The sequence below is a fragment of the Shewanella sp. YQ_9 genome (assembly GCF_043103185.1).
Classification (GTDB): domain Bacteria; phylum Pseudomonadota; class Gammaproteobacteria; order Enterobacterales; family Shewanellaceae; genus Shewanella; species Shewanella algae.
The window spans coordinates 113,113-138,907 of record NZ_JBICJO010000042.1; the positions used below are offsets into that span (position 1 = coordinate 113,113).

Annotated in this window: 26 protein-coding genes; 9 read left to right on the top strand and 17 right to left on the bottom strand. The window is 51.0% G+C overall.

The features are described 5' to 3' along the window. Positions 1-159: 159 nt before the first annotated feature. Positions 160-1,014: a MurR/RpiR family transcriptional regulator gene (locus ACF8D4_RS13505; RefSeq protein ID WP_028781506.1), complete on the bottom strand. Its 855-nt coding sequence runs from the start codon at positions 1,012-1,014 to the stop codon at positions 160-162. 315 nt (positions 1,015-1,329) lie between these two features. On the opposite strand from ACF8D4_RS13505, the gene zwf reads away from it, so the two are divergent. The 6 genes from zwf to ACF8D4_RS13535 all read left to right on the top strand — a co-directional run bounded on the left by zwf (position 1,330) and on the right by ACF8D4_RS13535 (position 6,925). Next, positions 1,330-2,802: a glucose-6-phosphate dehydrogenase gene (zwf, locus tag ACF8D4_RS13510; protein ID WP_025010246.1), complete on the top strand. Its 1,473-nt coding sequence runs from the start codon at positions 1,330-1,332 to the stop codon at positions 2,800-2,802. 9 nt (positions 2,803-2,811) lie between these two features. Next, positions 2,812-3,516, top strand: coding sequence for a 6-phosphogluconolactonase (pgl, locus tag ACF8D4_RS13515; RefSeq protein ID WP_044734564.1), 705 nt, complete (start codon positions 2,812-2,814; stop codon positions 3,514-3,516). 9 nt (positions 3,517-3,525) lie between these two features. Further along, the gene (gene edd, locus ACF8D4_RS13520) at positions 3,526-5,352 is read left to right on the top strand and encodes a phosphogluconate dehydratase (protein WP_392465263.1); all 1,827 of its coding nucleotides are present in this window, start codon (positions 3,526-3,528) and stop codon (positions 5,350-5,352) included. A 19-nt stretch (positions 5,353-5,371) separates the two neighbouring features. Beyond that, positions 5,372-6,013 (top strand): bifunctional 4-hydroxy-2-oxoglutarate aldolase/2-dehydro-3-deoxy-phosphogluconate aldolase, encoded by a 642-nt coding sequence (locus tag ACF8D4_RS13525; protein ID WP_096141904.1) that lies wholly within the window; start codon positions 5,372-5,374, stop codon positions 6,011-6,013. 225 nt (positions 6,014-6,238) lie between these two features. After that, entirely contained in the window at positions 6,239-6,475 is a 237-nt protein-coding gene (locus ACF8D4_RS13530; RefSeq protein ID WP_139190686.1) for a hypothetical protein, read from the top strand. Between the two features lie 117 nt (positions 6,476-6,592). After that, the gene (locus ACF8D4_RS13535; RefSeq protein ID WP_146507639.1) at positions 6,593-6,925 is read left to right on the top strand and encodes a hypothetical protein; all 333 of its coding nucleotides are present in this window, start codon (positions 6,593-6,595) and stop codon (positions 6,923-6,925) included. Positions 6,926-6,992: 67 nt separating this feature from the next. Here the strand turns inward: ACF8D4_RS13535 and ACF8D4_RS13540 are convergent, their stop codons facing one another. From ACF8D4_RS13540 to ACF8D4_RS13615, 16 genes are all read right to left on the bottom strand, one after another. After that, positions 6,993-7,211, bottom strand: coding sequence for a DUF2897 family protein (locus ACF8D4_RS13540; RefSeq protein WP_025010250.1), 219 nt, complete (start codon positions 7,209-7,211; stop codon positions 6,993-6,995). A 21-nt stretch (positions 7,212-7,232) separates the two neighbouring features. Next, positions 7,233-7,970, bottom strand: coding sequence for an 8-amino-3,8-dideoxy-manno-octulosonate cytidylyltransferase KdsB (kdsB, locus tag ACF8D4_RS13545; protein WP_025010251.1), 738 nt, complete (start codon positions 7,968-7,970; stop codon positions 7,233-7,235). A 68-nt stretch (positions 7,971-8,038) separates the two neighbouring features. Beyond that, positions 8,039-9,109, bottom strand: a complete 1,071-nt coding sequence (kdnB, locus tag ACF8D4_RS13550) for a 3-deoxy-alpha-D-manno-octulosonate 8-oxidase KdnB (protein WP_025890026.1) — start codon at positions 9,107-9,109, stop codon at positions 8,039-8,041. Positions 9,110-9,129: 20 nt separating this feature from the next. Beyond that, positions 9,130-10,317, bottom strand: a complete 1,188-nt coding sequence (kdnA, locus tag ACF8D4_RS13555) for an 8-amino-3,8-dideoxy-alpha-D-manno-octulosonate transaminase KdnA (protein ID WP_025890027.1) — start codon at positions 10,315-10,317, stop codon at positions 9,130-9,132. Positions 10,318-10,555: 238 nt separating this feature from the next. Continuing rightward, on the bottom strand, positions 10,556-11,167 hold the full coding sequence (gene can / locus ACF8D4_RS13560) for a carbonate dehydratase (RefSeq protein WP_392465267.1): 612 nt from the start codon (positions 11,165-11,167) through the stop codon (positions 10,556-10,558). Positions 11,168-11,270: 103 nt separating this feature from the next. Further along, positions 11,271-12,104, bottom strand: a complete 834-nt coding sequence (locus tag ACF8D4_RS13565) for an alpha/beta fold hydrolase (RefSeq protein ID WP_115390307.1) — start codon at positions 12,102-12,104, stop codon at positions 11,271-11,273. Between the two features lie 127 nt (positions 12,105-12,231). Further along, positions 12,232-12,957 (bottom strand): M15 family metallopeptidase, encoded by a 726-nt coding sequence (locus ACF8D4_RS13570; protein ID WP_392465269.1) that lies wholly within the window; start codon positions 12,955-12,957, stop codon positions 12,232-12,234. 3 nt (positions 12,958-12,960) lie between these two features. Then, a complete protein-coding gene (gene dapE / locus ACF8D4_RS13575; RefSeq protein WP_144131105.1) occupies positions 12,961-14,094 on the bottom strand; it encodes a succinyl-diaminopimelate desuccinylase in 1,134 nt (377 codons plus the stop codon). Next, on the bottom strand, positions 14,091-14,441 hold the full coding sequence (locus tag ACF8D4_RS13580; RefSeq protein WP_025010255.1) for an ArsC family reductase: 351 nt from the start codon (positions 14,439-14,441) through the stop codon (positions 14,091-14,093). The genes dapE and ACF8D4_RS13580 overlap by 4 nt, the downstream gene beginning before the upstream one ends. Positions 14,442-14,824: 383 nt before the next feature. Further along, positions 14,825-15,355: a hypothetical protein gene (locus ACF8D4_RS13585; protein WP_345857651.1), complete on the bottom strand. Its 531-nt coding sequence runs from the start codon at positions 15,353-15,355 to the stop codon at positions 14,825-14,827. 158 nt (positions 15,356-15,513) lie between these two features. Beyond that, complete coding sequence (locus tag ACF8D4_RS13590) at positions 15,514-16,290, bottom strand: DNA polymerase beta superfamily protein (RefSeq protein ID WP_392468775.1); 777 nt, start codon at positions 16,288-16,290, stop codon at positions 15,514-15,516. Positions 16,291-16,767: 477 nt separating this feature from the next. Continuing rightward, the gene (gene crr, locus ACF8D4_RS13595) at positions 16,768-17,277 is read right to left on the bottom strand and encodes a PTS glucose transporter subunit IIA (RefSeq protein WP_025010257.1); all 510 of its coding nucleotides are present in this window, start codon (positions 17,275-17,277) and stop codon (positions 16,768-16,770) included. Between the two features lie 121 nt (positions 17,278-17,398). Continuing rightward, positions 17,399-19,102 carry a phosphoenolpyruvate--protein phosphotransferase gene (gene ptsP / locus ACF8D4_RS13600; protein WP_392465273.1) on the bottom strand — a complete coding sequence of 568 codons (1,704 nt, stop codon included), beginning with the start codon at positions 19,100-19,102 and terminating at the stop codon, positions 17,399-17,401. A gap of 11 nt (positions 19,103-19,113) precedes the next feature. Beyond that, a complete protein-coding gene (locus tag ACF8D4_RS13605; RefSeq protein ID WP_028779985.1) occupies positions 19,114-19,371 on the bottom strand; it encodes an HPr family phosphocarrier protein in 258 nt (85 codons plus the stop codon). 79 nt (positions 19,372-19,450) lie between these two features. Next, complete coding sequence (locus ACF8D4_RS13610; protein ID WP_025010258.1) at positions 19,451-19,840, bottom strand: ACT domain-containing protein; 390 nt, start codon at positions 19,838-19,840, stop codon at positions 19,451-19,453. 130 nt (positions 19,841-19,970) lie between these two features. Then, positions 19,971-21,605, bottom strand: coding sequence for a methyl-accepting chemotaxis protein (locus ACF8D4_RS13615; RefSeq protein ID WP_037474479.1), 1,635 nt, complete (start codon positions 21,603-21,605; stop codon positions 19,971-19,973). 316 nt (positions 21,606-21,921) lie between these two features. Here ACF8D4_RS13615 and ACF8D4_RS13620 point away from each other — a divergent pair, with 316 nt between their 5' ends. The 3 genes from ACF8D4_RS13620 (at position 21,922) to ACF8D4_RS13630 (ending at position 25,212) form a co-directional block, all read left to right on the top strand. Continuing rightward, on the top strand, positions 21,922-22,620 hold the full coding sequence (locus tag ACF8D4_RS13620) for a DUF3334 family protein (protein ID WP_025010259.1): 699 nt from the start codon (positions 21,922-21,924) through the stop codon (positions 22,618-22,620). Between the two features lie 589 nt (positions 22,621-23,209). Beyond that, positions 23,210-24,301: a PfkB family carbohydrate kinase gene (locus tag ACF8D4_RS13625; protein ID WP_392468778.1), complete on the top strand. Its 1,092-nt coding sequence runs from the start codon at positions 23,210-23,212 to the stop codon at positions 24,299-24,301. Then, the gene (locus ACF8D4_RS13630) at positions 24,295-25,212 is read left to right on the top strand and encodes a pseudouridine-5'-phosphate glycosidase (RefSeq protein WP_025010261.1); all 918 of its coding nucleotides are present in this window, start codon (positions 24,295-24,297) and stop codon (positions 25,210-25,212) included. The genes ACF8D4_RS13625 and ACF8D4_RS13630 overlap by 7 nt, the downstream gene beginning before the upstream one ends. Positions 25,213-25,795: the final 583 nt, after the last annotated feature.

Genomic DNA, 25,795 nt, shown 5'->3' on the forward strand with positions numbered 1-25,795 from the left:
TCTTACGCTATATTAACAGACATCGGCTCAATATGTAGGAAACTTACAGACAAAATGATCTAACTCAAAGTTTTATTTTTGTGAGTTACGGCTAATTTTAGGCGGGGCATGGGCAGTTGCCAATTTTGGTAACTGCCCTGGAGCTTACGGGAAAGGGGATTACAGCGGCTCGCTCTTATCGATGCGGGATTCTTTCAATACCTCTTTGACCCGCTTGAGACTTTCCCTGAAGCGTGGACCCCGGCGTAGCGTAAATCCGGTCGCCAGCACATCAATAATCACCAACTGAGCCAAACGTGACGCCATAGGCAGGTACATATCAGTGTCCTCCGGCACCTCCATGGTAACCGGCAGGGTACATTCCTGCGACAGCGGCGAGTGGCGCGCTGTTATCCCAATCACGGCAGCGCCGTTTTCTCTGGCCAATCTTGCTATATCGATCAAAGACTTGGTGCGGCCTGTGTGGGAAATCAGCACCACTACATCGCCTTCATCACTATTGATACAGCTCATGCGTTGCATCAACACATCATCGAAACATAAAACCGGTACATTAAAGCGGAAGAACTTGTTCTGGGCATCGTGTGCTACTGAGGCTGAGGCGCCAAGACCGAAGAAAGAGATCTTTTTCGCTTGAGTCAGTATGTCTACCGCCTTGTTGATGGCCGTGGTATCTATGCTCTGGCGTGCTGTATCCAGAGAAGCCATGGAAGATTCGAAGATCTTGGTGGTGTAAGACTCGGGTGTATCATCTTCCTCAACGTGACGACTGACGTAAGGGGTACCATTCGCGAGACTTTGGGCCAGATGTAATTTAAAATCCGGGAAACCTTTGGTATCCAAACGACGACAGAAGCGGTTGACTGTAGGCTCGCTGACATCCGCCATCTTGGCCAGAGTTGCTATGCTTGAGTGAATAGCTGTCTGGGGAGATGCCAGGATAACTTCGGCTACTTTGCGTTCTGACTTGCTGAAATGGGGGAGGTTTTTTTGAACCTTTTCTAGGGTATTCATACGCGTACGTCCGCTGGGTTGAAATTATGTAATTTTATTATTTCTTTGAGGCATGAGCACTACAAAGTAGGGTGCAAACCAATCTTGACGTAAGTCCTGTATATACCGGAATGAAAACAGGCTAACTTCCGAGATAAGAAGGTTTTAAGCAAGAAAAGCATACCAGATTATTGCCAAACCTGCCTAGACTGGCCTCATGGCTTTATTTGCAAATTATAGATGCATTTAATAAATACTGTTGTTATATTACAACAAAAGTGTGGAATTCTTCATCGCATAGCGGAACCACCACCGACAAAAGGAGAGCATTAAGCAATGGGCAAAACAACATCAGAGGCCAAAGCTTGTGATTTTGTACTCTTTGGTACCAAGGGCGACTTGGCAAGGCGCAAATTGTTGCCTTCGCTCTACCAGCTGGATAAGGCTGGCCTGCTCAATCGGGACACTAAGGTCATAGGTGTTGCCAAAGACGAATTCTCTGCCGAAGATTTTCGCGAACTGGTTAAAACAGCCCTGAGCACCTTTGTTAAAGAACCTCTGTGCGACACCACGCTTTCCCGCTTCCTCGAACGTTGCCATTATGTCGGCACCAATTTTACCGAATCTGAAGGATACAAAGCCTTCCACCAACTGCTCGAGCCTGCCAAGCGGGTGATGGTCAACTATTTTGCTACTCCTCCAGCCATCTTCGGTGATATCTGCCGTTGCCTGCATGAACAACAACTGATCCATCCCGACACCCGAGTGGTGCTGGAAAAGCCCATAGGCTCAGATCTGCAGTCATCAAGAGTGATCAATGACCAGGTTTCTGCCTACTTCAGTGAGAGTCAGGTCTATCGTATCGACCATTATCTGGGTAAAGAAACAGTACAGAACTTGATTGCTTTGCGTTTTGCCAATTCACTATTTGCCTCCAAGTGGGATAACCGCACCATAGATCATGTACAGATCACAGTGGCCGAAGAGGTGGGCATTGAAGGGCGCTGGGGCTATTTCGACAAAGCCGGCCAGATGCGAGACATGATCCAGAACCACCTGTTGCAGGTGTTGACCTTGATTGCCATGGACCCACCTGTGAATCTGGATGCCGATAGCATTCGCGATGAGAAAGTGAAGGTGCTCAAGTCGCTGCGTCCCATCAATCAGGACAATGTATTTGAAAACACTGTGCGCGGCCAGTATTCGGCCGGATTCCTCAAAGGATCGCCGGTTCCCGGTTACCTGGAGGAAGAGGGCGCCAACGTGGATTCCAACACAGAGACCTTTGTCGCCTTGCGCGTCGATATCGACAACTGGCGCTGGGCCGGGGTGCCTTTCTATCTGCGCAGCGGTAAACGTATGCCGTTCAAGAGTTCTGAAATTGTCATCTATTTCAAGAATCCACCCCATAACCTGTATCGTTCAAGCCATCGTAATCTGCCGCCCAATAAGCTGACCATTCGTCTGCAACCACATGAAGGGGTGGAGATCCAGATGATGAACAAGGTGCCCGGGCTTGAGCAGAAACAGCGATTGCAAACCACCAAGCTGGATTTGAGCTTCTCCGACACCTTCAAGAACGAACGTATCGCCGATGCTTATGAACGTTTGTTGCTCGAAGCTATGCTGGGTAATCAGGCATTGTTTGTGCGCCGCGACGAAGTGGAGCAGGCTTGGACCTGGGTAGATGGCATTATTCAATCCTGGGAGATGAGCAACGAAAAGCCCAAGCCTTATCCTGCCGGCACCTGGGGGCCTGTGGCCTCAGTGGCCTTGATCACCAAAGACGGCCGCTCCTGGGATGAATAAGGAGACAGCATGATTAAAGAAACCGTATTCAAATCGTTCGATAACCCAACTGCGTTGGAAGCTCAGTTGGCCGAGCGTATTGCCGGCGCGCTGCAAAACGCGATAGATAGCCGCGGCAAGGCTAGCCTGGTGGTTTCCGGTGGTTCGACGCCACTGAAACTGTTTGCCGAGCTCAGCCACAAGATGATCGACTGGAGTGATGTTTACATTACGCTCGCCGACGAGCGCTGGGTGGATGCCGAAGACAAGGACTCCAACGAGCGCCTGGTGCGCGAGCATCTACTGCAAAATCGCGCCGCCAGCGCCAAGTTTCGTGGCCTGAAGAATATGTTTGCCAGCCCGGAAGCGGGTTTGAGTATGGCCACAGAGCAGTTGGCCAACTTCCCGCGGCCTTTTGATGTGGTCGTGCTGGGAATGGGCAATGATGGTCATACCTGCTCCTGGTTTCCCTGCGCCCCCGAAGCGCAACTGACCGAGGCGCTGGAAACCGATGCACTGCTGTGCGCCGTGCATCCGGGCAATGCGCCTCACGCCAGGATCAGCCTTAGCCGTAAAGCCGTGCTCGGCAGCCGCCAGATCTATCTGCATCTGGTCGGTGAAACCAAACTTTCCGTATATCACCAAGCTCTCGAGAGTGACGATCCCAGGGAAATGCCGATCCGCGCCGTGTTGGCGCAGCGCAAGACCCCGGTCGATGTGTTCTGGAGCGCTTAAGGAGGCAAGATGCACCCAAGAGTTCAAGCCGTAACAGACAGGATTATTGCCCGCAGCCAAGAGCACAGGGGCAAGTACCTGGCGGCATTGGCCGAAGCCAGGGCCAAGGGCGTGCACCGCAGCAGCTTGAGCTGCGGCAATCTGGCCCATGGGTTTGCCGCTTGTCAGCCGGCCGATAAAGACAGCCTGCGCCAGCTGACCAAGGCTAACATAGGCATAGTAACAGCATTCAATGACATGCTTTCGGCGCACCAACCCTATGAACACTATCCTGAATTGCTGAAACAGGCCTGCAATGAAGTGGGCAGTGTTGCTCAGGTGGCAGGCGGTGTACCGGCCATGTGTGACGGTGTTACCCAGGGCCAACCCGGAATGGAGCTCAGCCTGTTGAGCCGTGAAGTGATTGCCATGGCTACCGCTGTTGGCCTGTCCCACAATATGTTTGATGGTGCCTTACTGCTGGGTATTTGTGACAAGATAGTCCCTGGGCTACTGATTGGCGCCCTGAGTTTTGGTCATCTGCCCATGCTGTTTGTGCCGGCGGGACCGATGAAGTCCGGGATCCCCAACAAGGAAAAAGCCCGTATTCGCCAACAGTTTGCTGAAGGCAAGGTCGATAGAGCCGCCTTGCTCGAAGCCGAGTCCAAGTCCTATCACAGCGCGGGAACCTGTACCTTCTACGGTACGGCCAACAGCAACCAGTTGATGCTGGAAGTCATGGGGCTGCAGTTACCCGGCTCCTCATTTGTTAATCCGGACGACCCTTTGCGTGAGGCGCTCAATAAAGCGGCCGCCAAACAGGTGTGCCGTCTGACCGAACTTGGCAACCAATATAGCCCCATAGGCGAGCTGGTGTGTGAAAAGTCGATAGTCAACGGCATAGTGGCTCTGCTGGCCACCGGCGGTTCGACCAATCTCACCATGCACATAGTGGCGGCGGCCCGTGCGGCCGGCATCATAGTCAACTGGGACGATTTCTCCGAACTGTCGGATGTAGTGCCGCTGCTGGCCAGGGTTTATCCCAACGGCCATGCCGACATCAACCATTTTCATGCTGCCGGTGGGATGGCTTATCTGGTGCGGCAGTTGCTGGATGCCGGTTTACTGCATCAAGACGTCAACACAGTGGCCGGCTTTGGTCTTGAGCGTTACACCAAGGAGCCCAAGTTGCTCAATGGCGAGCTCAGCTGGGTGGATGGCCCGACCGAAAGTCTGGACAGCGAAGTGCTGACTTCAGCGGCCAAGCCATTTCAGAGCAACGGTGGTCTTAAGCTGCTCAAGGGCAATCTGGGCCGGGCGGTTATCAAGGTTTCTGCGGTGCAGGAGCAACACAGAGTGGTGGAAGCACCTGCTGTGGTTATCGACGATCAGAACCAACTCAATGAGCTCTTTACCAGTGGTCAACTGGATAAGGACTGTGTGGTGGTGGTCAAGGGGCAAGGCCCCAAGGCCAACGGCATGCCTGAGCTGCATAAGCTGACGCCTATTCTCGGGACTTTGCAGGACAGGGGCTTTAAAGTTGCCCTGGTGACCGATGGCCGTATGTCAGGAGCCTCAGGCAAGGTGCCCGCAGCCATTCACCTGACGCCGGAAGCGCTCGATGGCGGTATGATAGCCAAGGTGCACAGCGGTGATTCGGTGCGGGTCGATGCCGAAAAGGGCGAACTCAGTCTGCTGGTCGATGAGCAGCAACTGGCCGCAAGAAGTGCCGATAAAGTGGAATTGAGAAGTGTGCGTTACGGCATGGGCCGTGAGCTGTTCAGTGCGCTGCGCGCCAATCTCAGCAGCCCTGAAACCGGTGCTCGCAGTACCAGTGCCATAGATGACTATTACTAATCATTAAGGAATAAAGTACATGCTTGAGAATAACTGGTCCTTGCAACCTCAGGACATATTTAAACTGAGCCCGATCATTCCGGTAATGGTTATCAACAAGATTGAACATGCGGTGCCCCTGGCCAAGGCCCTGGTTGCCGGTGGCATTCGGGTACTGGAAGTGACGCTGCGTACCGATTGTGCCCTCGAGGCCATAGGGCGGATAGCTGCCGAGGTACCGGAAGCCTTGGTCGGTGCCGGCACCATACTGAATGAAGCGCAATTGGCGCAGGCGGCAGAGGCCGGCGCTCAGTTTGCCATCACCCCGGGGGCGACTGTGGAACTGCTTAAAGCGGGTAAAGCCGGTAAGATCCCGCTTATTCCGGGGGTGGCCAGTATCTCCGAAGTCATGGTGGGACTGGGTCTGGGCTATACCCACTTCAAGTTCTTCCCGGCAGAGGCTTCAGGCGGGGTCAATGCGCTCAAGGCTTTCAGTGGTCCACTGGCCGATGTCCGTTTCTGCCCAACCGGCGGGATCACCCCGAGCAGCTACAAAGACTACCTGGCGCTGGGGAATGTCGATTGTATCGGTGGCAGCTGGATTGCCCCGGTGGAAGCGATGGAGCAAGGTGACTGGGCCAGGATCACCAGGCTATGCCAGGAAGCCATCGCGGCGTTGTGAGCATCTGGCAGTGAATGAATAAGGCTACCCGAGGTAGCCTTTTCTTTGCTCCGGTGTTTTTATAGGCAACAAAATCAACAATTTTAGTCCTTTAGGCTGGCTTGCACTGTTATTGGCTTTAGGGTAGCTTGATTTGAAAAGGGTAGGCTATTGGTTTTTATTGGTCATTTCTGTTGCTGCAACGACTGCCGATAAATAAGCCGTATGACTCAGGGAGGAGCCTTTGTGAGACTTGAGCGCATCATCAAGCATTACAACGCCTGTCATTGTCAGGCATGTTCGTTTCAGCCCCAAACCGACCATATCACTGAAGCCAAGATCATTTCTCATTTTGCCGGCAACTGGTTAGCAGTACCAGTTGGACTCTGCATCATGGTTTTACTTGGATTTCAGCCGTTACCCATTAAAATGTCTTGCCCTGTCTGTGGAAACACCTTTTTCGCCAGCGGCTTTCGTCACTAATCGTTTCAGGATCTGATTAAAAGGAGTTTTGTCATGTACGACTCAGCGGTAATTCCTTCATCTGTTTACTCATCTAAAGCCAGCAAACTGAGCGGGCTATGTTCCGGTCTCAGATATATGATGGTTTTGGCTTTTGCCTGGCTCCTTGGTGGTTGCGGCCAGCCCTTGCCGCTGGACAAGGCCGAGTATGCCGGAGAGTGGCAGAGTGCTGACATGTATCTGCTTATTCAGCACGATGGCTCTGTGGAGTATCAGCGTTATGATGGCAACAGCCGCACCTCGATAAGTGGTGGTATCCAGAAGTTTGATGGTAACGACTTTGAAGTGGGGATCGGTTTTATCTCCAGTCGTTTTGAAGTGTCAGAGCCGCCACACAGGGTCGGAAGCGACTGGCAGATGGTGGTTGATGGTGTCCGGTTGACCCGGGTTTCCGATGTGCAGTTTTATTGAGCCTAAGCCCTGTTCAAGTCTAGGTTTAAGTAGAGATGGAAAAGGCGCCAATGGCGCCTTTTTTGTGTCAGTCTTTGTTTTTGTCCTGATGTTTTCCATCAGCCTGGGAGCTCGGGGCTTTATCCGTGTTGCCAGCGGCTTCACCCTTACGCTTTATCTGCTTGTCTTTACTGTGCTGGCCAAATTGCGGCATTTTGAACTTGGCACTGTACTTGAGCACTGCCAGGTTGCTGGCAATAACGCCTATCACCAAAATGATGATCAACCAGACTTCCAAAGATGACATTTCCATCTCTTGCTACCTGCTTCAGTCTACGGCCAGGCGCTGTTCACAGCGGCGGATATCTTCAGGTGTATCTACCTCTGGCGAGTCAAATGCGCTGATGGCGACCTTGATCTTGTGACCATATTCCAGGGCTCGCAGTTGCTCCAGTTTTTCCAGATCTTCCAGTCTGCCCAAAGGCAGCTTGGCAAAGGTTTCGACAAAACGACGGGTGTAGGCATAAACCCCAAGATGCTTATAGACAGGGTAGTCGCTGACATCACGGCCGAATGGGATCCGGGCGCGGGAGAAATAAAGCGCATAGAATTCGTTGTCGAACACCATCTTCACATGCTTGGGATCGTCCAGCTCTTCCTCTTCGGTGATCTGATAGCCGAGGGTGGCCATTTCAAACTCACCGGGATGACGCTGGAACAGACTGATGATCTGCTCTATGGAGATGGGATCGATCAGGGGTTGATCCCCTTGCAGGTTGATCACCAGATCGTCATCCGCCAACCCCAATTGGGTAATGGCATCGTTAATCCTGTCGGTGCCGGAGGCCGCTTCGGCGCCGGTCATCACAACATTGCCGCCAAAGGCCTCTACAGCGTCCTTGATGCGTACATCATCGGTTGCCACATAGATGTTATCCAACCCTTTGGCCAGTCCGGCGCGCTCATAAACGTGCTGGATCATAGGTTTACCGTTAATCGGTGCCAGAGGTTTGCCGGGAAAGCGGCTGGAACCATAGCGTGCAGGGATCAACAGGGTGACTTTCATTCAATTTTCCTAGTATTCAAGAAGAAAGGGCTCATAAAGAGCCCTAATCATAGCAGTCATTTACCGGCTTAGATACGACGGAACAGCTTGGTCAGCATCTCATCGGTGACTTTTTCCTGCCAGCTGTCACCATAGACGTTGGCCCACAGAGGCCCCATGCTCTTGGTGACTTTAACCATGGCGGCAATGGTTTCGTCCGGCAGATCTTTACAGATGTTTTTAGGCAACTGGATGTTGTGCTTCTTCATCATGGCGCGAAACTCTTCAACCCCTTCAGGGTAGAATTCTTCCAGTACGTCGAAGGCGATACAGTTACCAATACCGTGGTGATAACCCAGGATATAAGACAGACCATAAGAAACCGCATGACAGGCACCTACCTGGCTATAGGCGATACTCATACCGCCCATGAAAGAGGCCATCATCAGCTTGTCGTCTTTCTCAGGGTGATCGCCCAGGAAGACTTCACGGCACATATCCATGGACTTCTCGGCGTAGGCGCGTGAGAACTCGTTCAGGAAGGTACCTTGCAGAGACTCAACACAGTGGATATAGCAGTCCATACCTGTGTAGAACCATTGGTCTGTGGGTACGCCGGCAATCAGCTCGGAGTCCATGATGATCTGATCGAATACTGTGTAGTCAGAGTTCAGACCCAGTTTACGCTCAGGGCCACACAGCACCGCAGTACGTGAAGCTTCGGCACCTGTGCCGGAAATGGTAGGGATACCGATATGGTGAATCGCAGGGTTCTTGATCAGATCCCAGCCTTGATACTTGGCAGAACCGCCTGGGTTGGTCAGCATCAAAGATACGGCTTTGGCCAGATCCATGGTGGCGCCGCCGCCAAGACCGACTACGCTCACAGGCAGTTTGCTGTTGAATGCCTGAACCTGTTCAGTAAGGCTGTCAACCTGCTCTGTGGTTGGCTCATCATCGACATTGACCCACAGCAAGAAATCTTGCTCTTTCAAAGGCAAACGGCCTTCCAGTGGCTTGCCCTTGTGAACGTCATCCACTACGAAAACCACGAAATCGTTGGCTTCTTTGCGCTCGGCGGCCAGCACTTCGTCCAGTTGGACAAAAGAACCGCGACCAAAGATCATTTTGGGGACGACTTTAAAATTCTTGAAACTCATAGCAACCAGCTCCCTTTAGGTTATTGGGCAAATGCTTTCTTGATGTTGGCAATGCGCTCGGCAATCTGTTCTTCAGTCCAGGACAGCTTGATCAGCATGGAAATGGTCCGGCTCATGATAGCGTCAGATTTGGGCACAGAAACCTTAGTATAATCCGGACGATCTTCGATTAATGTGATCGGCAGGGCAGCAGGGCTCTTGAGCTGCTGAATGTGATGCCAGTTCTTCAGGTAGTGCCAGTTGTTGACATACCAGTAGAAGCAACCATCTACACCGTTGGCGGAGAGCGCCTTGCTGACTTCCTGAGTGCGCTGCTCGGTTGGCAGCATAAAGCTGAGGAAACCGGCGCTGTCGCCTTCAGGATCCGGAATTTCGCGGAAAGTAACTTCTTCAATATCGGCCATGGCGTCTTTGATAAGCTTTTTGTTGCGACGCTGGATCTCCACTATGGTGTCCAGTTTGCGCAGCTGAGCCAGACCCAGGGCGGCGTTCATCTCGCTGATACGGAAGTTGAGACCCATGATAGGGTGAGACTCGGCGCCGCGGTCATTACCTATATGATCATGGCCGTGGTCAGAGAACATGTGGGCGTGGTTGTAGATGGTTTCATCATTGGTGATCACAGCGCCACCTTCACCACAGGTGATGGTTTTAACCGAGTCGAAAGAGAAACAACCTACAGCACCTATGGTACCCAGTGCCTGACCTTTGTAGCTGCCGCCGATAGCCTGACAGGCATCTTCCAGCAGTACCAGATTGTGTTTTTCACAGATGGCTTTGATTTCGTCCATCTTGGCCATGGAACCGCACATGTGTACCAGGTTTACTGCCTTGGTGCGAGGGGTTATAGCGGCTTCAATTCCTTCTGGTGACAGACACAGAGTCTCATCGATTTCGGCAAATACCGGAATGGCGCCGGCCATGAATACTGCCTCAACAGAAGCGACAAAGGTGAAAGGAGGAACAATCACTTCATCCCCGGCGCCGATACCGGCGGCGGCCAGCGCGGTTTGCAGGGCGGCAGTACCGCTGGAGAGCAGGTGAGCATGCTTGACATTCATCTTGTCACATAAGAGCTGCTCCATATCGCGGGTTTTCCAGCGATCATTACGCATGGCATCAAAGTTGTAACGGAAGGTGAATCCGTTCTCCATGACGTCTGCTACTTCCTGTTTTTCTTCAGGACCAAACAATTCAAAACCGGGCATGGAAGGTGTCTCCTTAGATAGTGTTGTGCTCTGGGAGGGTCACGCCAGAAAATGCCTTATTGCCATAAGGCTGTCACGCGAAATGCGCCGGGTGACCGGATGACTGAGCACCCGTGTTAACTGCAGAATTATAACGGGGTGGCCAACATACTGCGATGCTTTCTTTCGGAAAAAATCCAACTGCGTAAAATTTCACCGATAAAGCAAGGGGCGCTGCTGCGCCCCTTGTCTGTTTGGATCATTCCACCCTTTGATGTCCGCCATCCACTGTGACGTCAAGATCGGTCAAAAGCCCATTGTCTATTCCATATATCCAGCCGTGTATCGACAGATTTTGTCCCTTGTCCCAGGCTTCCTGGACTATGTTGCTGCTGGTGACATTGGCGACCTGCTCAATCACATTGAGCTCACAGAGGCGGTCAAACTTCTGCTTGTCATTGAGGTGTTCAAGCTCCTGATGGTGCAGGCGGTAGATATCCCTGAGATGCCCCAGCCAGTTGTCGATAAGCCCGAGTCTGTCGGTACCCATGGCGGCCCTGACGCCGCCGCAGCCGTAGTGGCCCACCACCATGATATGTTTCACCTTGAGGACATCGACCGCATATTGCAGAACAGACAAACAGTTGAGATCTGTGTGGATCACCATGTTGGCGATATTGCGATGTACAAATACTTCCCCCGGCATCAGATCTATGATCTGGTTAGAGGGTACCCGGCTGTCGGAACAACCTATCCAGAGATATTCGGGGTTTTGCTGTTTGGCCAGTTGCTCGAAAAACTGTGGGTTTTCTGTGCTTATTCTGGCTGCCCAGCGGCGGTTGTTTTCAAAAAGCGGTTTCAGTATTTTCATTCAGGCTCACAAAATAGCTTATGGGAACACCACAGTGTCCGGTTTATTTCCGGCAGTGTATCAGAAAATAAAGCCGCGCTGGTCTATCCATCGCGGCCGGATTTCAGTGATGCTTTTCAAGAAACGTCAGCAGGGCTTGGTTGATAAAATCGCCCTGTTCCAACACAGAAATATGGCCGGCTGCCGGTATCTGCACCATCTCGGCGCCGTCTATGGCATCGACCATCAAAAAGGATTCCAGCACAGTGCGCGCCGTGTCTTCTACTCCTGACATGATTAAACAGGGCAGGGTCAAGTTATCGGCATCTTCCATAGCGTCGCGGCGATTGAAAATCAGTTTGCCCATGGCGACGGTATCAGGGATCCGCTCTGGTGAAATACTTTGCAGGGCGCTGGCGAAATCACTCAGCAGTTGCGGCCGTAGACTTGCTGTGGTTACGGCAAAAAACATAGGTGCTATCTGCTCGGCCATGGGCGCAGGAATTTGCCCCAATTGGCTGATGCCATCCAACATGGCCATATATTTGTTGCGGGTAACTTCGGGCTCAAAGCCGAGGAAGCTGCCCATCATCACCAACGCCTTGACTCTTGCAGGCGCCTTCAGAACCAGCTCGGCCCCCCACATGGCACCGACCGACAAGCCGATGACAGTGAATTCATCGACGCTGAGTTTATCCATCAAGGTCAACATATCAGTGGCGATATCCGCCAGGCTCTCGGTATGCGCTGGAATCGCGCCTGACTGCCCATGGCCCCAGAGATCCGGCACTATGCAGCGGTAGTGCTTCGCCAGTACAGGCAGTTGCTGTTGCCACATGGTGGCGTCCCAAAGGTAGCTGTGGCCGAGTAGCAGCACAGGGCCCTGGCCTATATCCAAATAGCTGAGGGGTTCGCCTCTGAGTTCGATTTGCTGCCGATATTGATTGAAGTCAGTCATTGTTGAAAGGTATCCCGGATTTATTGTTTGGGACACAGGATACCCCAAGTTTGCCGGCTTAGGATCTGAGCGCGAAATCGCATGATGTTTATTTAAACTCGCTTTTTCAAACGTACTTCAAAGGTATTTATTTGAATCCAACCGGATAGGGGGCAACGTGCCTGACATAAGTCTCGACCAGTTCCGGCAAACGCCGAAGCAAACCTTGCTTGAGTGTTACTTCACTATGGTCGAGTATTTGCCGCAGACGATCGCGATCAAACTGCTCGAGAAACCCTTTGGCCTTTGGCAGGAAACTCAAGTGCCAACGCTCCGGGCTGACGCCACTGAGGCCTGCCTGAAAAGGGCGGTAGAAGCCAAAATCCGGGGCGCGTTCGTCCAGCCACAGGTCCAATTTATAGCAAGGGCCCTGGGGTTCATACTCGGCGTTAACCAACTTGAGTTCATGCTTGCTGATTTGGGCGCTGTCGAATAGATCCACGTCCGTCCCCCAGTGGTGGCGAGAGGCGCCAGGCAGCGCCGACCAAAGCAAAATAAGCGCCACTAACTCATCATCACTGAGCGCGCCGATGTCACCCACTGGGAGTGAGTCTTTATTCAGTAGAGTGCGCTTCCCTGAGGCTTTGGCATTCCAAATCGCGAGTTGACGCTCAAAGCTGCGATAACCCGAGCAGATGGCCAGGGCGATGCCATCTTGCTCGGCGGCGGCCTGCATCTCAAGAAAGGCCTTGGCCGTCTCGGCTTCCAGCCAAACTTCAGCGCCTGAACCGCTTTCACTGCCGCTTAGACTAACCAGTGTCCTTTGCGGCTCTGCTTCAGTCTCAAGGCCGTAGAGAAAATCGCCCCTTGCCATCACTTACTCCAACAACAGTTTTTCCAGGATACGCTGATAACACTGGGCCAACAGCTCGAGATCCGCGACTTTAACGCACTCATTAACCTTATGAATGGTGGCATTCACCGGCCCCAGCTCTATTACCTGAGCACCGGTAGGGGCAATAAAGCGCCCATCTGAAGTGCCGCCCGAGGTTTGCGGGTCGGTCTCTGAGCCTGTTACCTCTTTAATCGCTTGGCGGGTCGCTTCAAGCAGTGGGCCATCGCCGGTCAAAAATGGCAGGCCATTAAAGATCCAGCCAAGCTCATAATTCAGTCCATGGGCATCGAGGATATTCTCGACCCGCTTAATCAGCTCTTCGGCGGTGACTTCGGTGGAGTAACGGAAGTTGAACATTACCTTGAGCTCTCCCGGGATCACGTTGGACGCCCCTGTGCCGCCATTGATATTGGCTATTTGAAAACTGGTCGGCGGGAAAAACTCATTGCCTTTGTCCCACTGCATGGCGGCAAGTTCGGCCAACGCCGGCGCAGCCTTGTGCACTGGGTTATCCGCCAGGTGAGGGTAGGCCACATGTCCTTGAATACCCTTGACGACGAGATTGCCGGTGAGGCTGCCGCGGCGGCCATTTTTGACCACATCGCCCAGTTTGAGGGTACTGGATGGCTCACCCACCAAGGCCCAGGTGATCTTTTCATTGCGCGCTTCCAGGGTGTCTATCACCCGGGTGGTGCCGTTGATAAAGGGGCCCTCTTCATCGCTGGTGATCAGAAAAGCGATAGAACCTTGATGGTGCGGATGGGCGGTCACAAAACGCTCGGTGGCCACCACCATGGCCGCCAGCGAGCCTTTCATATCTGCGGCGCCGCGGCCGTGAAGATAGTCGTCGATGACCACTGGCTCGAAGGGCGGAGTATGCCAATTGGCCAAGTCCCCCGGCGGTACCACATCTGTATGGCCGGCAAAACAAAATACCGGTCCTTCAGTACCGCGGCGAGACCAGAGATTGGTGGTATCTTCAAATACCATGGACTCGTTGGCAAAGCCCAGTTTGGCGAGTCGCTCGGCCATCAATGCCTGACAGCCTTCATCCAGAGGGGTAACAGATGCCCTGGAGATCAACTCCTTGGCAAGTTCAAGCACCTGCTGACTCATAGTCCGAACCACGCTTGATAGTCGGCTTCTTTAAAACCGGTCATCACATCTTGACCTCGGGTCAATACAGGGCGTTTGATAAGGGTTGGATTGGCCAGCATCAGGGATATCGCCTTGGCACTATCAATATCCTGCTTATCGGCGTCATCCAGCGCACGGAAACTGGTGGAGCGTTTGTTCAGCACCGCCTCCCAGCCGATGCGCTCGACCCAGGCCTTGAGTGTGTCTTGTGAAAGTTCCTGCTCACGAAAATCTACAAAAGTCACTTGCTGGCCCTTGGCCTCCAACCATTTTCGTGCTTTTTTTACCGTGTCGCAGTTTTTAATCCCATAGAGTCTATCTGTCATGACGAGTCCGTTTCTCTGTATTGCTTATAGTTCGTGATTGTCAGCGAGTATAACAAAGGCAAAACCGATGAAAAGGGCTATCTTGATGGGGCAATTCATACGTCTCGCCGGCGCTTTGTGTGACCAAGGCATAGTGACCCCGGGGTCAGTGGAAGAGGTTTGGCTTTCCACAAAAGAGAAAAACCAACCTGATGTCTGTCACCAATGAGCTGATTAGGCTGTCGTAGAAGCACCACTTGAAGCGGGCAGTTTAGGGTGAGAACCCTTCAGATAAGGAACGTATCTATACAACTTATTCTTTTAAATTTTGCTTTAAATTCAATCAGTTTTGGGTCAATGGTAAACCAGATAAGTTATATCGCCAGTTGTAAACTCGCTACGAATCAGGACATTTCCCATTCTATAGACCAATCGGAAGCTTTCTTATGTTTAACGTATTGCATTTCCTTAACGCTATTAAGCTTATCTATTATTGATTTGTGAAAGAAAACAACAATAGCGCCCAAAGAAGGTTTAAAGGCTAACCTTTTCTCTAACGGTATATTGGATAACTTGCTAAAATCGAAGCCTATACATTCTTCTTCTATATTTATGATGTTGTAACAGTGAAGGTATATATAGTCTTTGTTAATAATTTTAGCGGGAATGAGAGAGGTCTGATATAGTTCCAACCCAGATAAAGTGGAAAGAAAGTCCAAGTCAAATAATATTTCTGTATTGATAGATACATCAAATGGAGCCGCAATGCTTTCAAAACTCTTTAAACTAATGCATTCAAAGTTCACTGGGGTAGATGTTGATATTTTCTTGTTCAGCAACAAGCTAAACTCTCGATCATCTTCCATATTGACAACGAAGTTCACCTTTGAATAGTTATTTGATAAAACATAGTATTCTTCACTGATTGGTGTCATGTTCAAGTCCTAAACTGTCAATTTTACAGATAGTTGGTGGCCAAGTTTTGTACTGGCCATTGTGCTGAGTTTGCAGGTGAGCCCGCAAATTTACGGTATATGGGATTCTAATATGGGGGAGACAGGCTGCAATTCACTCGATAGCTGAAATTGACTAGTCAACTCAGTACGTTATGGAATAATGCATTCAGTTCACCCATGGCCTGTTCACCTTTTTCTGTACTATTTGAGAAAGACTCCAATCGTTTCAGCTCAAGTTCAATAAATTCATTTATCTCTGGTATAGGTGGTGCGAACTCCTTCTCTAAACTTCTCTTCTTTCTTTCAAGTAAGTGTGATATCTGGCTATTTAACTCAGTTCTGTCACTGACTATTTGTCGAAGTTTTTCAAATTCAATAGGCGCCGGATTTTGGTACCTTTCCAGCCACATAATCGAAAGCAATGGCCTCAATACATAGAAGTACTTTTTAATTGGCACCATTTCATCACGGAGATAACCTCGGTAATTCGCCTTAGCCATGCTCCGGTAATGGTATATCCCCTTATCAATAGAATAGACCTTTGAAAGCAGTGCTCGAGCTTCTTGAGCAAATGCACCTCGTTCGATATATACGATGGGGGATTGCAGCCACTCCACAAATGCTGGATTAGATTTAGAAAAAAGTTTCAATGCCTTTCTTAGATCCCAGCCATTGATATCAATTTCATCGACAATGGGATATTCAATAACATCTCTCTTATCTTCCAAGTCAACAGCTAGGTACCAATCTTTAGGATGGACGTATATGAAACGCACATCATAATCACTGTTGGGGGACTCGAATCCCCAAGCTCGACTACCAGATTCAATGGCGTAAAGTACCCGAACCCCGTGTTCTTTTTCAGCCCTTTTTATCCTGGAAAGGATTTCTTCTCTAACAGTTTTGTCAATCATGGTATTTTCTATGTCAATGCTCATATAGTCTGGAGAAAAGTGCTATGTCTAAATCGGCAACGAAGAGGTATAAAAAGCGCGTCCAGCCCCTTGTATGAATCCACTATTTAACACGTTTTGTCACAGGAAAGGCTACGTACCAACATGGCTAACGTTCGGATGCAAAACTTCTTAAGCAATTCAAAACAGCATCAGCTCAAGCGTCCACCTTTGAATTTGTTATGTCTAACATGCTGATTTTTATAGACAATAAATAGCATTTTCGGGTTAATCCATCACTAAAAGGTGAGATAAGCGGAAAGATGATGCAATGTTGAGCCTTCAGGATTGGTTCGAATAAGTCTCATGGCTGCTCTACCATGGCTTGCAGACTTGGTTATCAGTACTGGAAGGGGTAGATGCGCTTTTGTGGCCTTGGAGAAGCTCAAATGCACTCGGACAAATAATGCACTTGAGCGTTATCCGTTTGCCAGCCATCTAAACCTGAACCGTAAATATCACATCTTTGCCGGCGCTGACGCTACCCTGGCGTTTTTCCAGGTACTTAACGTCTTCCATATTAGCCAGCACCACAGGGGTGAGCAGGCTGTTGACCTGATCTTTGAGAAAATCGAGGTCAAACTCCAGTATAGGTTCGCCGGCTTTAACGTCCTGGCCTTCCTGGGCCAGGCGTTTGAAGCCTTTTCCTCTAAGTTCTATGGTACCAACGCCAAAGTGAACAAACAGTTCCAACCCTTGGGGCGACTCTATGCTGAAGGCGTGGTTGGTCTCAAAAATTTTGCCTATAGTGCCGTCAATCGGCGCCAGCATAAATTGGCCTTTGGGCTCTATGGCAATGCCATCGCCGACAATCTTTTCGGCGAAGACCACATCCGGGACTTTTTCAATGGCAACAATATCGCCACTGATAGGGGCATAAACTTTTATGCCGCCTTCTATGTTGGGCTGCCCCGATACCATGCGGCGGATCCGGCTTAAAAATCCCATGGGTTGTTTTGTCCTTTTTGTTTTTGGTTTCCGGATGACTTCTGGTTTCCGGTTAAACAGTCCCTCGACAACGTTCAGGTTGGGGAAGGGGATTTTTGCTTAGCATACTGAATTAACAGCCTTAATGACAGAGGGAGATCAAGGATGTCAATTCAGACAATCGAGTGCAGGCGAGTGCTTTTTTGGCCTGGTCTGCAAATTGACTGAAGTTACCCTCGCACAGCGCCGCTTTGACTTCCAGCACAGAGCCAGGGTTGACCGATAACTCGTCCAGCCCCATGCCCATCAGTATTGGCGCAATGCGCGGATCGCCTGCCAGCTCTCCGCACAAAGACACCCTGATGTCGGCCGCTTTGGCGTCTGCTATTGTCATGGCAATCAGCCTGAGGATCGCCGGTGAAAATGAGGGATAATCCCGGGTTAATTCAGGGTTGGTCCTGTCCGCCGCCATGGCATATTGCGTCAAGTCATTAGTACCTATGCTGATAAAGTCCAGCTTTGGCAGCAGCGTTGGCAGGTTCATAACCGCGGCAGGGGTTTCCACCACTATGCCAAGGGTGATTTCTCCATAGCCTTTCTCGGCCTCGCTGAGCTGCTGTTTGCAGTGCTCCAGCATATCCAGTACGGCGTCCAACTCTTCAACCTGATTAACCATGGGCAGCATCAACCGAACCGGACCATGATTGGCGGCGCGCAATACGGCCCGTAGTTGTGTCTGCAGAATTTCAGGATGTTTAAGGGTGTAGCGCACGCCGCGCATGCCAAGTGCAGGATTGTCTTCTATTGCCTGATCCAGGCAAGGCAGTTCCTTGTCTGCACCTATATCCAGAGTGCGTATGGTGAAGGGCTGGCCGTTGAGCAGCTGCAGGGCATCGCAATAAAGGTTGTACTGAGCCTTTTCATCTGGAATGCAACTGACATCCATCAGCATGAATTCGGTACGAAACAGACCTATTCCTTCTGCGCCGACCTGGGGCAGACGGGAGATCTCATTGAGGTTACCCACGTTGGCCATTAGGCTGATACGTTTGCCGTCCTGGGTCTGGGTCTGCCTGTCCCGGTATTGCTCCAGTGCGCTGCGTCTTGCCTGCTCGCGCTCAAATCTCTGCTTAAGCTCTGTGACTTCGGTTTGCTCCGGGCGAACAAATAAGGCACCTTGGTTGGCATCCAGAATGAGCGGATCGCCGGCATTGATATTGCCTGTTTGATAGTTGCAGGAAAGCAGGGCGGGGATGCCGGCGGCACGGGCCAGGATAGCCGTGTGGCTGGTGAGGCCACCTGTCTTCAGTATGATGCCTTTGATATGTTCAAGGGGCAGCAGGGCAAATTCCGCCGGTGTCAGATCCTGGGCCAACAAGATGGAGTCATGTTTGAGTTTATCCAGGCCATCGGCATCGGCGCCGTTGATACTACTGATAAGTCGTCTGCCGAGGCAACGTACGTCCTGGGCCCGGTTTGCTAGATAAGGGTCTTCCAACGCTTCAAGTTCACTGGCCTGGTGGGCAAAGACCCGCTCTACCGCTGCTGTGGCTGAAAACTGCAGCCCACTGATGGACTCGCGAATTTGTTGAATAAGTTCAGTATCTTCCAGTAGCAGCAGATCGGCTTCCACCAATTGGAAGTTGTCTGAATCTTCGGTCAGTTTATCCAGGCTGGTCTGTAACTGCTGGCACAAGCGCTGCAGTGCCTGGGTGAGCTTATTCAGCTCTTGAGGGATTTTGGCAAGTGGCAGCAGGCGGTAATCCATGCTGTTGTCAAAGGGGTTGTAAACTACCGCTTCTCCGAAGGCGATACCCGATGAGACTGCAATTCCGGCGAGGCGCATCTGTGTTCCTCTCAACTTAAGGTGATCAACAGTTCCGACACCCGTTCAACGGCTTCGCGAGCTTGTTCACCTTCGGCAAATACTCTGACAGACACGCCTTGATAGAGCCCCAGTGTCTGCAACTTGAACAGACTCTTGGCACTGGCTTGTTTGCCCTGGCACTCAACCATCACATCACAATCGTACTGTTTCGCCTCTTTTACCAGCAGTGCGGCAGGGCGGGTATGGATCCCGTGTTTGGCGGTAATAGTGACGGTTTTTTCGTACATAGACTTCTTTGACTCATGTAATTAACTGAATAATATCCGGTAACGGCTGACGTTTTGCAATACTCCGGCGACCAAGCCGTCAATTGCCATATTCAATAACCTGATATTGCTGCTTTCTGAGGGCGCGAATGGCGGTATCCAACTTATCTTTCTTCAGCAGTATATAGTCGGTATCGAAGGTTGAAACAGTAAAAATACTCACATGGGCATCGGCGAGAGTCGCCGAGACTCTGGCCATGATACCCGTCATGGAAAAGCCGAGCGGCCCTAAAAGCTCAAGACAACGCCAGTCTTCTTCCTGCTCCAGGCTATCGAGCTCCAGTTTACAATCGACGACAACCGAGAGTTCCTCGCGGGTTTTGGCGATAAAAAACAGCGGCTGGCTGAGTACCTCGGCCGGAACCTGAGTATCTGAGCTGAAACTGTGGATAGTGAATAGCTGCGGATAGACCGCCAATGTCATGCGCAAAGCCAATACCTCTTTTCTCGCCCGGGCGACCTAATGGCCGCCGCTGCGGTGTCATCCTACCGCCATGGCAAACTCAGTATTAGCTTATCACAATAAGAAAGGGGCAGAATACGTTCTGCCCCTCGAGATGTTAGATCTTGAATTGTCCCAGAGTGCGGCGCATGTTCTGGCTGATCTGCTCAAGCGACATCGCCGCGCTTTGGTTGCTGGCATTGGCTTGCACTGAAACTTGAGTCAGCTCAGAAATGGTGCTGACATTGCGATTGATCTCTTCGGTCACCAAAGATTGCTCTTCGGTAGCGCTGGCAAGTTGGGTATTCATATCGCTTATCTGCGCGACCAGGGAAAGGATTTGATCCATGGCAGAGCCTGCCGCTTCGGCCTGTTTTTGCAGCTCGGAGGATTGGCTCTGTGTTTGGCTGTTACTCTCCATAACGGCGCTGACACCGGATTGAATTTCACTGATCAGCTTGTGTATTTCGTTGGTGGAGTCCTGAGTGCGGTTGGCAAGGGCGCGCACTTCATCGGCCACTACCGCAAAGCCGCGGCCGTGAGTACCTGCGCGGGCGGCTTCGATGGCGGCGTTGAGTGCCAAAAGGTTGGTTTGTTCGGCAATGGTGCGGATAACGTCGAGAATGCCGCCAATTCTGCCTGAAGCCTGACCCAGGGTTTCGGTAAGATTTTCTGCAGCCTGCAGTTCGCGCACCAGCTCCTGGCAGTTTGCCAGTGTTGCATCCATGGTCTCTTTACCGCTGAGGGCTTGTTGTTTGACGCTGGAAGCGGCATCGGCAGCCTGCTGGGTATTGTTGGCCATCTCCTGTGTGGTTGCCAGCATCTGATTCACGGCGGTAGCCACGCTGGCGGTTTCTCTGTGGATGTTATCGGCGCTGTGGTTGGACTCTTTGACTGCAACTGTCAGGTGCTCGGCGTCCTCGCCCAGCGATGCACCAAGTGGCTGCAGTTCGCTGACGGTTCTACCTATCTTCTCTACAAAACTGTTAAAGGCACGGGCGAGTGCAGCCACTTCATCACGGCCTTGACCCTCGAGCCTTTTACTGAGGTCGCCTTCACCTTGGGCAATATCCTCCATTGCGGCGATGGCGGTCTTGAGCGGTGCGGTAATGGATTGATTGAGCACCAGGAAGAAGATGAAAATCGGCGCTGAAATCAACATCATAATGATCAAATAATCGATTGAGACTGACTTCATGGTGGCGTTGACATCGCTGATATATGTGCCGGTCAGCAGGGTCCAGCCCCAATCTTTGTCATATCTGGATTCGGTGAGCTTTTCTTCGCTATTGCCACTGGCCGGGTTGCGGATCTCATAGCTGAGTTTGCCTGTGCCATTGGCCTTGGCTTGTTGTTGTAGCTGGGCCAGCGGATTGCTGCCGTCTTTGATGCGATAACCGGCAATGGCTTGACCCACCAGCGAAGGCTCGGCGCCGTGAGCGATGATCTTGCCCTGATCCGACAACAGAATAAAGTAGCCTTCACGGCCATAACGCATCTGACCGATCAAGGCGGCCGACTCCTGTTGCGCCTCTTCGAGAGTCAGTTTACCCGCCTGTGCCTGAGTGCGATGTGCGGCAACTACAGACAGGGCCGTGTTCAACTGGGCATCATTTTGCAGCCATTTCTGGGTTATCAGATTGTCATACTGTTCTTTGATGGAAAAACTGGCGAAACACAGGGTGCCTATCGCGGCCAGAACCAACATAAGGATAAGGCGCTGAAGAATGGTGAGCTTCCTGAGTAATGCCATTTTGTACTCCTTTGTTATTTCTTATTAGGTAGTTGGCAGCGACTATAACGCGATGGAAAAACCAAGTGAAACCTTTTTACCTTGTGTGTATTGCTTTGTTGATCGCGCTCATTGTTCGCGTTAAATCTTGCCAACAGAGGGGAAAACAGGCCTCATGCCTTCGAGGCTGCATTCTGGATATCGGCTCTAATATCAAAAGCTTAAGATGTGTTGGATCACACATGTCATAAGTAAAGGGCTAATTTGTTGTTTTCACTTTGATTTTTAAACAAAATCGGCTCAGAATTAACCTTATGTCTATTATTGGTCTCTCTTCATGAATACACCTCAAGTCATTAGCTCGGACGATATTTTGCTGAAACTCTGTCACTCTGTGACCCATGTCTTGTCGGCTACCACCGCCAGCACTCTGTCCCACGCAGGTATAGTGCAAAAGATAACCCGTACCCGACTCAAGCCGGACGTTGGGTGTTTCTCTATTTTTGATGGTGGCTTCTCAGGCCTGGTGGTGATCAACTTTTCAGCGGCCGCCGCGTTGGAAATCTATCGCCGCTACATGCTGCATATGGGCATGCCGGAGGAGGAGTTGGCTTTCTCTCATACCTCAGACGAGGTGGGCAATGTGATGGGCGAATTGATGAATCAGATGCTGGGGGACTTTATCGGTAAGGTGTCCAAGGAGCTGCAAACGTCCATCAGTCAGAGCCAGCCAAAGATGTTGACCATCAACAAGGAGCTGACTATCTCTATCGATGCCAACCTGGATGATCCTATAGCCCGCCGGGTGTCGTTCAAGACAGAAAACAACCATATCTTCTATCTTGAGTTTGCCATGGACAAGACAGAGTTTATCCGCCTGGCCGAGTTTGAAACCGATGAAGAGTTTGATCCGGATTTGTTGTTGGCCCGCCACGGCAATCAACAGGCGCAGGGCAAAGCGCCGGAATCGCCCTGGGTTAAGGCCGCCAATGCCGATGATGACACTGACGATCTGTTCAAAGAGCTGGGCATCTGACCATTTTCAGGCGTGATGTTATCAATCCTTTTGTCAGCGGGCGGCGTTAGCTTGTCCGCGGCCCTGCTTTTGAACAGTGCAATAACGACTGCTCTCCACACACTGTAAGGCGCTCAGTCAAGGGCGCTTTCATTCTCGCTTTCCAGGTCAGTATTTCTCTATTAACTTTGTCCCTATAGCTACTCAATCCTTTGAGTTACTTATCATTTAAGCCATCAGGCGAATAGCGGAGCAGCCTGTCTTTGTGGGTGACGTTGCAATCACTAGCACAGACGTGGCACAAGCAGGGCTGCTATTCAGCAACACTGAGCCCTGCCGTTTACGACAATACAACAGATGTTGCACTCAAACTTGCCGCGGTTAACTTCAACCACTTTTATTGTTTTTATGACAGGACATGTCCTGATTGATTTAGTGTATCTATATGAATTGATGGGTTTTTTATAAAAAATTCGACTTGTTAAAAATTGCTGAGTAGATCACGAAGTTGTAATTAGGGGTTAAATTCCGCTTGCCAGCCTCGGACATAGTGTTTATTGTGCAAACAAAAGTTTGTCACAAGAACAAATGTTTGCACAGGAAAGCGCCAATGACAGAACGTGAACTCGAAATTCTGGCCCTTATTAAAGCTGACCCTTTGATACCGCAGCAAAAACTTGCTGATCAGCTGGGCATAACCCGCTCTGCAGTCGCAGGTCATATCATGAACTTGACTCACAAAGGCGTGATCCGTGGCAAGGGGTATATCTTGGCGGAGAATCCCTTTGCGGTCGTGATAGGCGGCGCCAATATGGATATTCTTGGCCGGCCGGCTTCCAAGCTCAGGGTAGGGGATTCCAATCCCGGCAGCGTCAGTTGTTCACCCGGCGGTGTTGGGCGCAACATCGCTGAAAACCTGGCTCGTCTGGGTTCAGATACCCGACTGGTGACGGCGGTAGGCAAAGACGCCTATGGTGAAATGATCACCGCCCAGTGTCGTCAGGCCGGAGTCGATATGGGCAACAGTTTGCAGTTCGAAGACGCGGTGACCTCCACCTATCTTTCGGTACTGGATGGCGACGCCGATATGCATGTAGCCATCAACGACATGGCCATTTTGGAAAGATTGGGCCCTGAAGTGCTCAAGGGGCTGGAAGATATGCTGCGCCGCGCTGAACTGCTGGTGTTGGATACCAACCTTTCCGAAGCCGCTTTATCCTATCTGCTGAGCAACTTCCCTCGAGTTCCGGTATTTATTGACACGGTTTCCTGTGTCAAGGCGATGAAAATCAAGCCTTACCTCAACGCCATCCACACCCTCAAACCCAACCTCAAAGAAGCCGAGCACCTCTCCGGCATCGAAATGCGCAGCAAAGAAGACTTAAGCGCTATCGCTAACTGGTTCCATGACCAGGGCGTCAAGCGGATCTTCCTCAGTATGGGCAGTGAAGGTGTATTTGTCAGCGATGGCGGTGAGTCACAGATGGTGAGCGCCAAGCAGGTGGAAATGGTCAACGCCAATGGCGCCGGAGATGCCTTCCTGGCCGGATTGGCTCACGGTTGGCTCAAGCAGTGGCCATTGCTGGAAACCACAGAATTTGCGATGGCCGCGGCCCGGTTGGCGCTGTCTCATATCGCAACTATCAACCCCAATATGTCTGAAATCTCCGTAAACCGTATTATCAAGGAGTCGTTATGCTGAAGCAGTATCTGGATATTCATCCTGAAGTTCAAGCAGCCCTGGAACAAGGCAAGCCGGTGGTCGCGCTGGAATCGACCATTATTTCCCATGGTATGCCGTATCCGCAGAACGTTGAGACAGCGCTCAAGGTGGAGCAGATCATCCGTGATAACGGCGCTGTACCCGCAACCATCGCCATTCTCAAGGGCCGCCTCAAAGTGGGCATGAGCCAGGAAGAGATCAATTACTTGGGCAAGGCCGGTGAAGCCGTTATCAAAACCAGTCGCCGTGACATTCCCTTTATTGTTGCCAAAGGTGCAGACGGTGCCACCACAGTTGCTTCTACCATGATCCTGGCGGCAATGGCCGGTATTAAGGTGTTTGCTACCGGTGGTATCGGCGGTGTGCACCGCGGCGCTCAGCAAACTTTCGATATCTCTGCCGATTTGCAGGAGCTGGCCAACACAGATGTGGCCGTGGTTTGCGCCGGTGCCAAGTCTATTCTGGATCTGGGCCTGACCCGTGAATATCTGGAAACGCAAGGCGTGCCTGTCGTTGGTTTCCAAACTGATAAACTGCCGGCTTTCTATACCCGCGAGAGTGACTTCGGTGTCGACTATCGCTTGGAGCAGCCGGTAGAAGTGGCTGCCGCCATGAAAGCCAAGTGGGACATGGGGCTCAAGGGCGGTATGGTGATTGCCAACCCAATTCCTCACGAGCATGCTTTGGATAAAGCACTGATCGATGGCGCCATCGCCCGCGCAGTGGCTGAAATGGATGAGAAAGGCATAGGCGGTAAGGCTTCAACACCGTTCCTGTTGGCCAAAGTTGCCGAAATTACCGAAGGTCACAGCCTGACTGCCAACATAGAGCTGGTTTACAACAATGCCAAGCTGGCGGCTGAGATTGCCCGCGAATACGTGGCCCGCTAATCAGCTGTTTTTGAACATAAGCTATCTCAAGAAACCCGACCCTCGTCGGGTTTCTTTTTGGAACTGAGACACGGGAGCCATGGTATAGCGTGACGTCCAGGCTGAGTATCTTCCCTTGTCTTCGGGTTACGTTCAAATTCAGTCATCAAACAGCGCTAAACTGATGTGAATCAATTTCAATAAAAAATCAGTTATCTGTGTGAGATTTGCGGTTTTAACATTTAAAAACATGTGGATAGTGAGCATTTTTAGATCAAATAATTTGATCCCATTGTTTGAAATGCTAGGTAACGAAAGCCTCAGGCTGACTCAGGTATGCTGGTTCCAAACCATTTCAGTTGTGCTTCTTTCCTTGGCTATCCCCTACTACTCTGCAATTGTCCCGGCCCTTAGACTATCCATATAATTCAAAGCCAGCTCAATCGCCATCTCCTCATAGGGCAATAGTTTCCCGCTTTTTTTCAATCCATTGTCTATGCTTATCCTAAATAGCTTGCAGTTGTCGCACGCCATAGTCTTTAAGGTCATTTTACCTTCAAGACTTTGCAATAGCGGCAATAGTGAGGGCTATTCAAAGCAAAAG

Bases quoted from the DNA above. Each gene is read 5' to 3' on its own strand.
- ACF8D4_RS13565 (WP_115390307.1), bottom strand. From the start codon at position 12,104: ATGACTGACTTCAATCAATATCGGCAGCAAATCGAACTCAGAGGCGAA.
- dapE (WP_144131105.1), bottom strand. From the start codon at position 14,094: ATGAGTCAGCAGGTGCTTGAACTTGCCAAGGAGTTGATCTCCAGGGCA.
- ACF8D4_RS13630 (WP_025010261.1), top strand. From the start codon at position 24,295: ATGCTGAAGCAGTATCTGGATATTCATCCTGAAGTTCAAGCAGCCCTG.
- ACF8D4_RS13505 (WP_028781506.1), bottom strand. From the start codon at position 1,014: ATGAATACCCTAGAAAAGGTTCAAAAAAACCTCCCCCATTTCAGCAAG.
- pgl (WP_044734564.1), top strand. From the start codon at position 2,812: ATGATTAAAGAAACCGTATTCAAATCGTTCGATAACCCAACTGCGTTG.
- zwf (WP_025010246.1), top strand. From the start codon at position 1,330: ATGGGCAAAACAACATCAGAGGCCAAAGCTTGTGATTTTGTACTCTTT.
- ACF8D4_RS13540 (WP_025010250.1), bottom strand. From the start codon at position 7,211: ATGTCATCTTTGGAAGTCTGGTTGATCATCATTTTGGTGATAGGCGTT.
- ptsP (WP_392465273.1), bottom strand. From the start codon at position 19,102: ATGCGCCTCGCCGGAATTGCAGTCTCATCGGGTATCGCCTTCGGAGAA.
- ACF8D4_RS13570 (WP_392465269.1), bottom strand. From the start codon at position 12,957: ATGGCAAGGGGCGATTTTCTCTACGGCCTTGAGACTGAAGCAGAGCCG.
- ACF8D4_RS13585 (WP_345857651.1), bottom strand. From the start codon at position 15,355: ATGACACCAATCAGTGAAGAATACTATGTTTTATCAAATAACTATTCA.
- ACF8D4_RS13535 (WP_146507639.1), top strand. From the start codon at position 6,593: ATGATGGTTTTGGCTTTTGCCTGGCTCCTTGGTGGTTGCGGCCAGCCC.
- ACF8D4_RS13525 (WP_096141904.1), top strand. From the start codon at position 5,372: ATGCTTGAGAATAACTGGTCCTTGCAACCTCAGGACATATTTAAACTG.
- crr (WP_025010257.1), bottom strand. From the start codon at position 17,277: ATGGGATTTTTAAGCCGGATCCGCCGCATGGTATCGGGGCAGCCCAAC.
- ACF8D4_RS13605 (WP_028779985.1), bottom strand. From the start codon at position 19,371: ATGTACGAAAAAACCGTCACTATTACCGCCAAACACGGGATCCATACC.
- can (WP_392465267.1), bottom strand. From the start codon at position 11,167: ATGAAAATACTGAAACCGCTTTTTGAAAACAACCGCCGCTGGGCAGCC.
- ACF8D4_RS13615 (WP_037474479.1), bottom strand. From the start codon at position 21,605: ATGGCATTACTCAGGAAGCTCACCATTCTTCAGCGCCTTATCCTTATG.
- edd (WP_392465263.1), top strand. From the start codon at position 3,526: ATGCACCCAAGAGTTCAAGCCGTAACAGACAGGATTATTGCCCGCAGC.
- kdnB (WP_025890026.1), bottom strand. From the start codon at position 9,109: ATGAGTTTCAAGAATTTTAAAGTCGTCCCCAAAATGATCTTTGGTCGC.
- ACF8D4_RS13580 (WP_025010255.1), bottom strand. From the start codon at position 14,441: ATGACAGATAGACTCTATGGGATTAAAAACTGCGACACGGTAAAAAAA.
- ACF8D4_RS13625 (WP_392468778.1), top strand. From the start codon at position 23,210: ATGACAGAACGTGAACTCGAAATTCTGGCCCTTATTAAAGCTGACCCT.
- kdsB (WP_025010251.1), bottom strand. From the start codon at position 7,970: ATGAAAGTCACCCTGTTGATCCCTGCACGCTATGGTTCCAGCCGCTTT.
- ACF8D4_RS13620 (WP_025010259.1), top strand. From the start codon at position 21,922: ATGAATACACCTCAAGTCATTAGCTCGGACGATATTTTGCTGAAACTC.
- ACF8D4_RS13590 (WP_392468775.1), bottom strand. From the start codon at position 16,290: ATGATTGACAAAACTGTTAGAGAAGAAATCCTTTCCAGGATAAAAAGG.
- kdnA (WP_025890027.1), bottom strand. From the start codon at position 10,317: ATGCCCGGTTTTGAATTGTTTGGTCCTGAAGAAAAACAGGAAGTAGCA.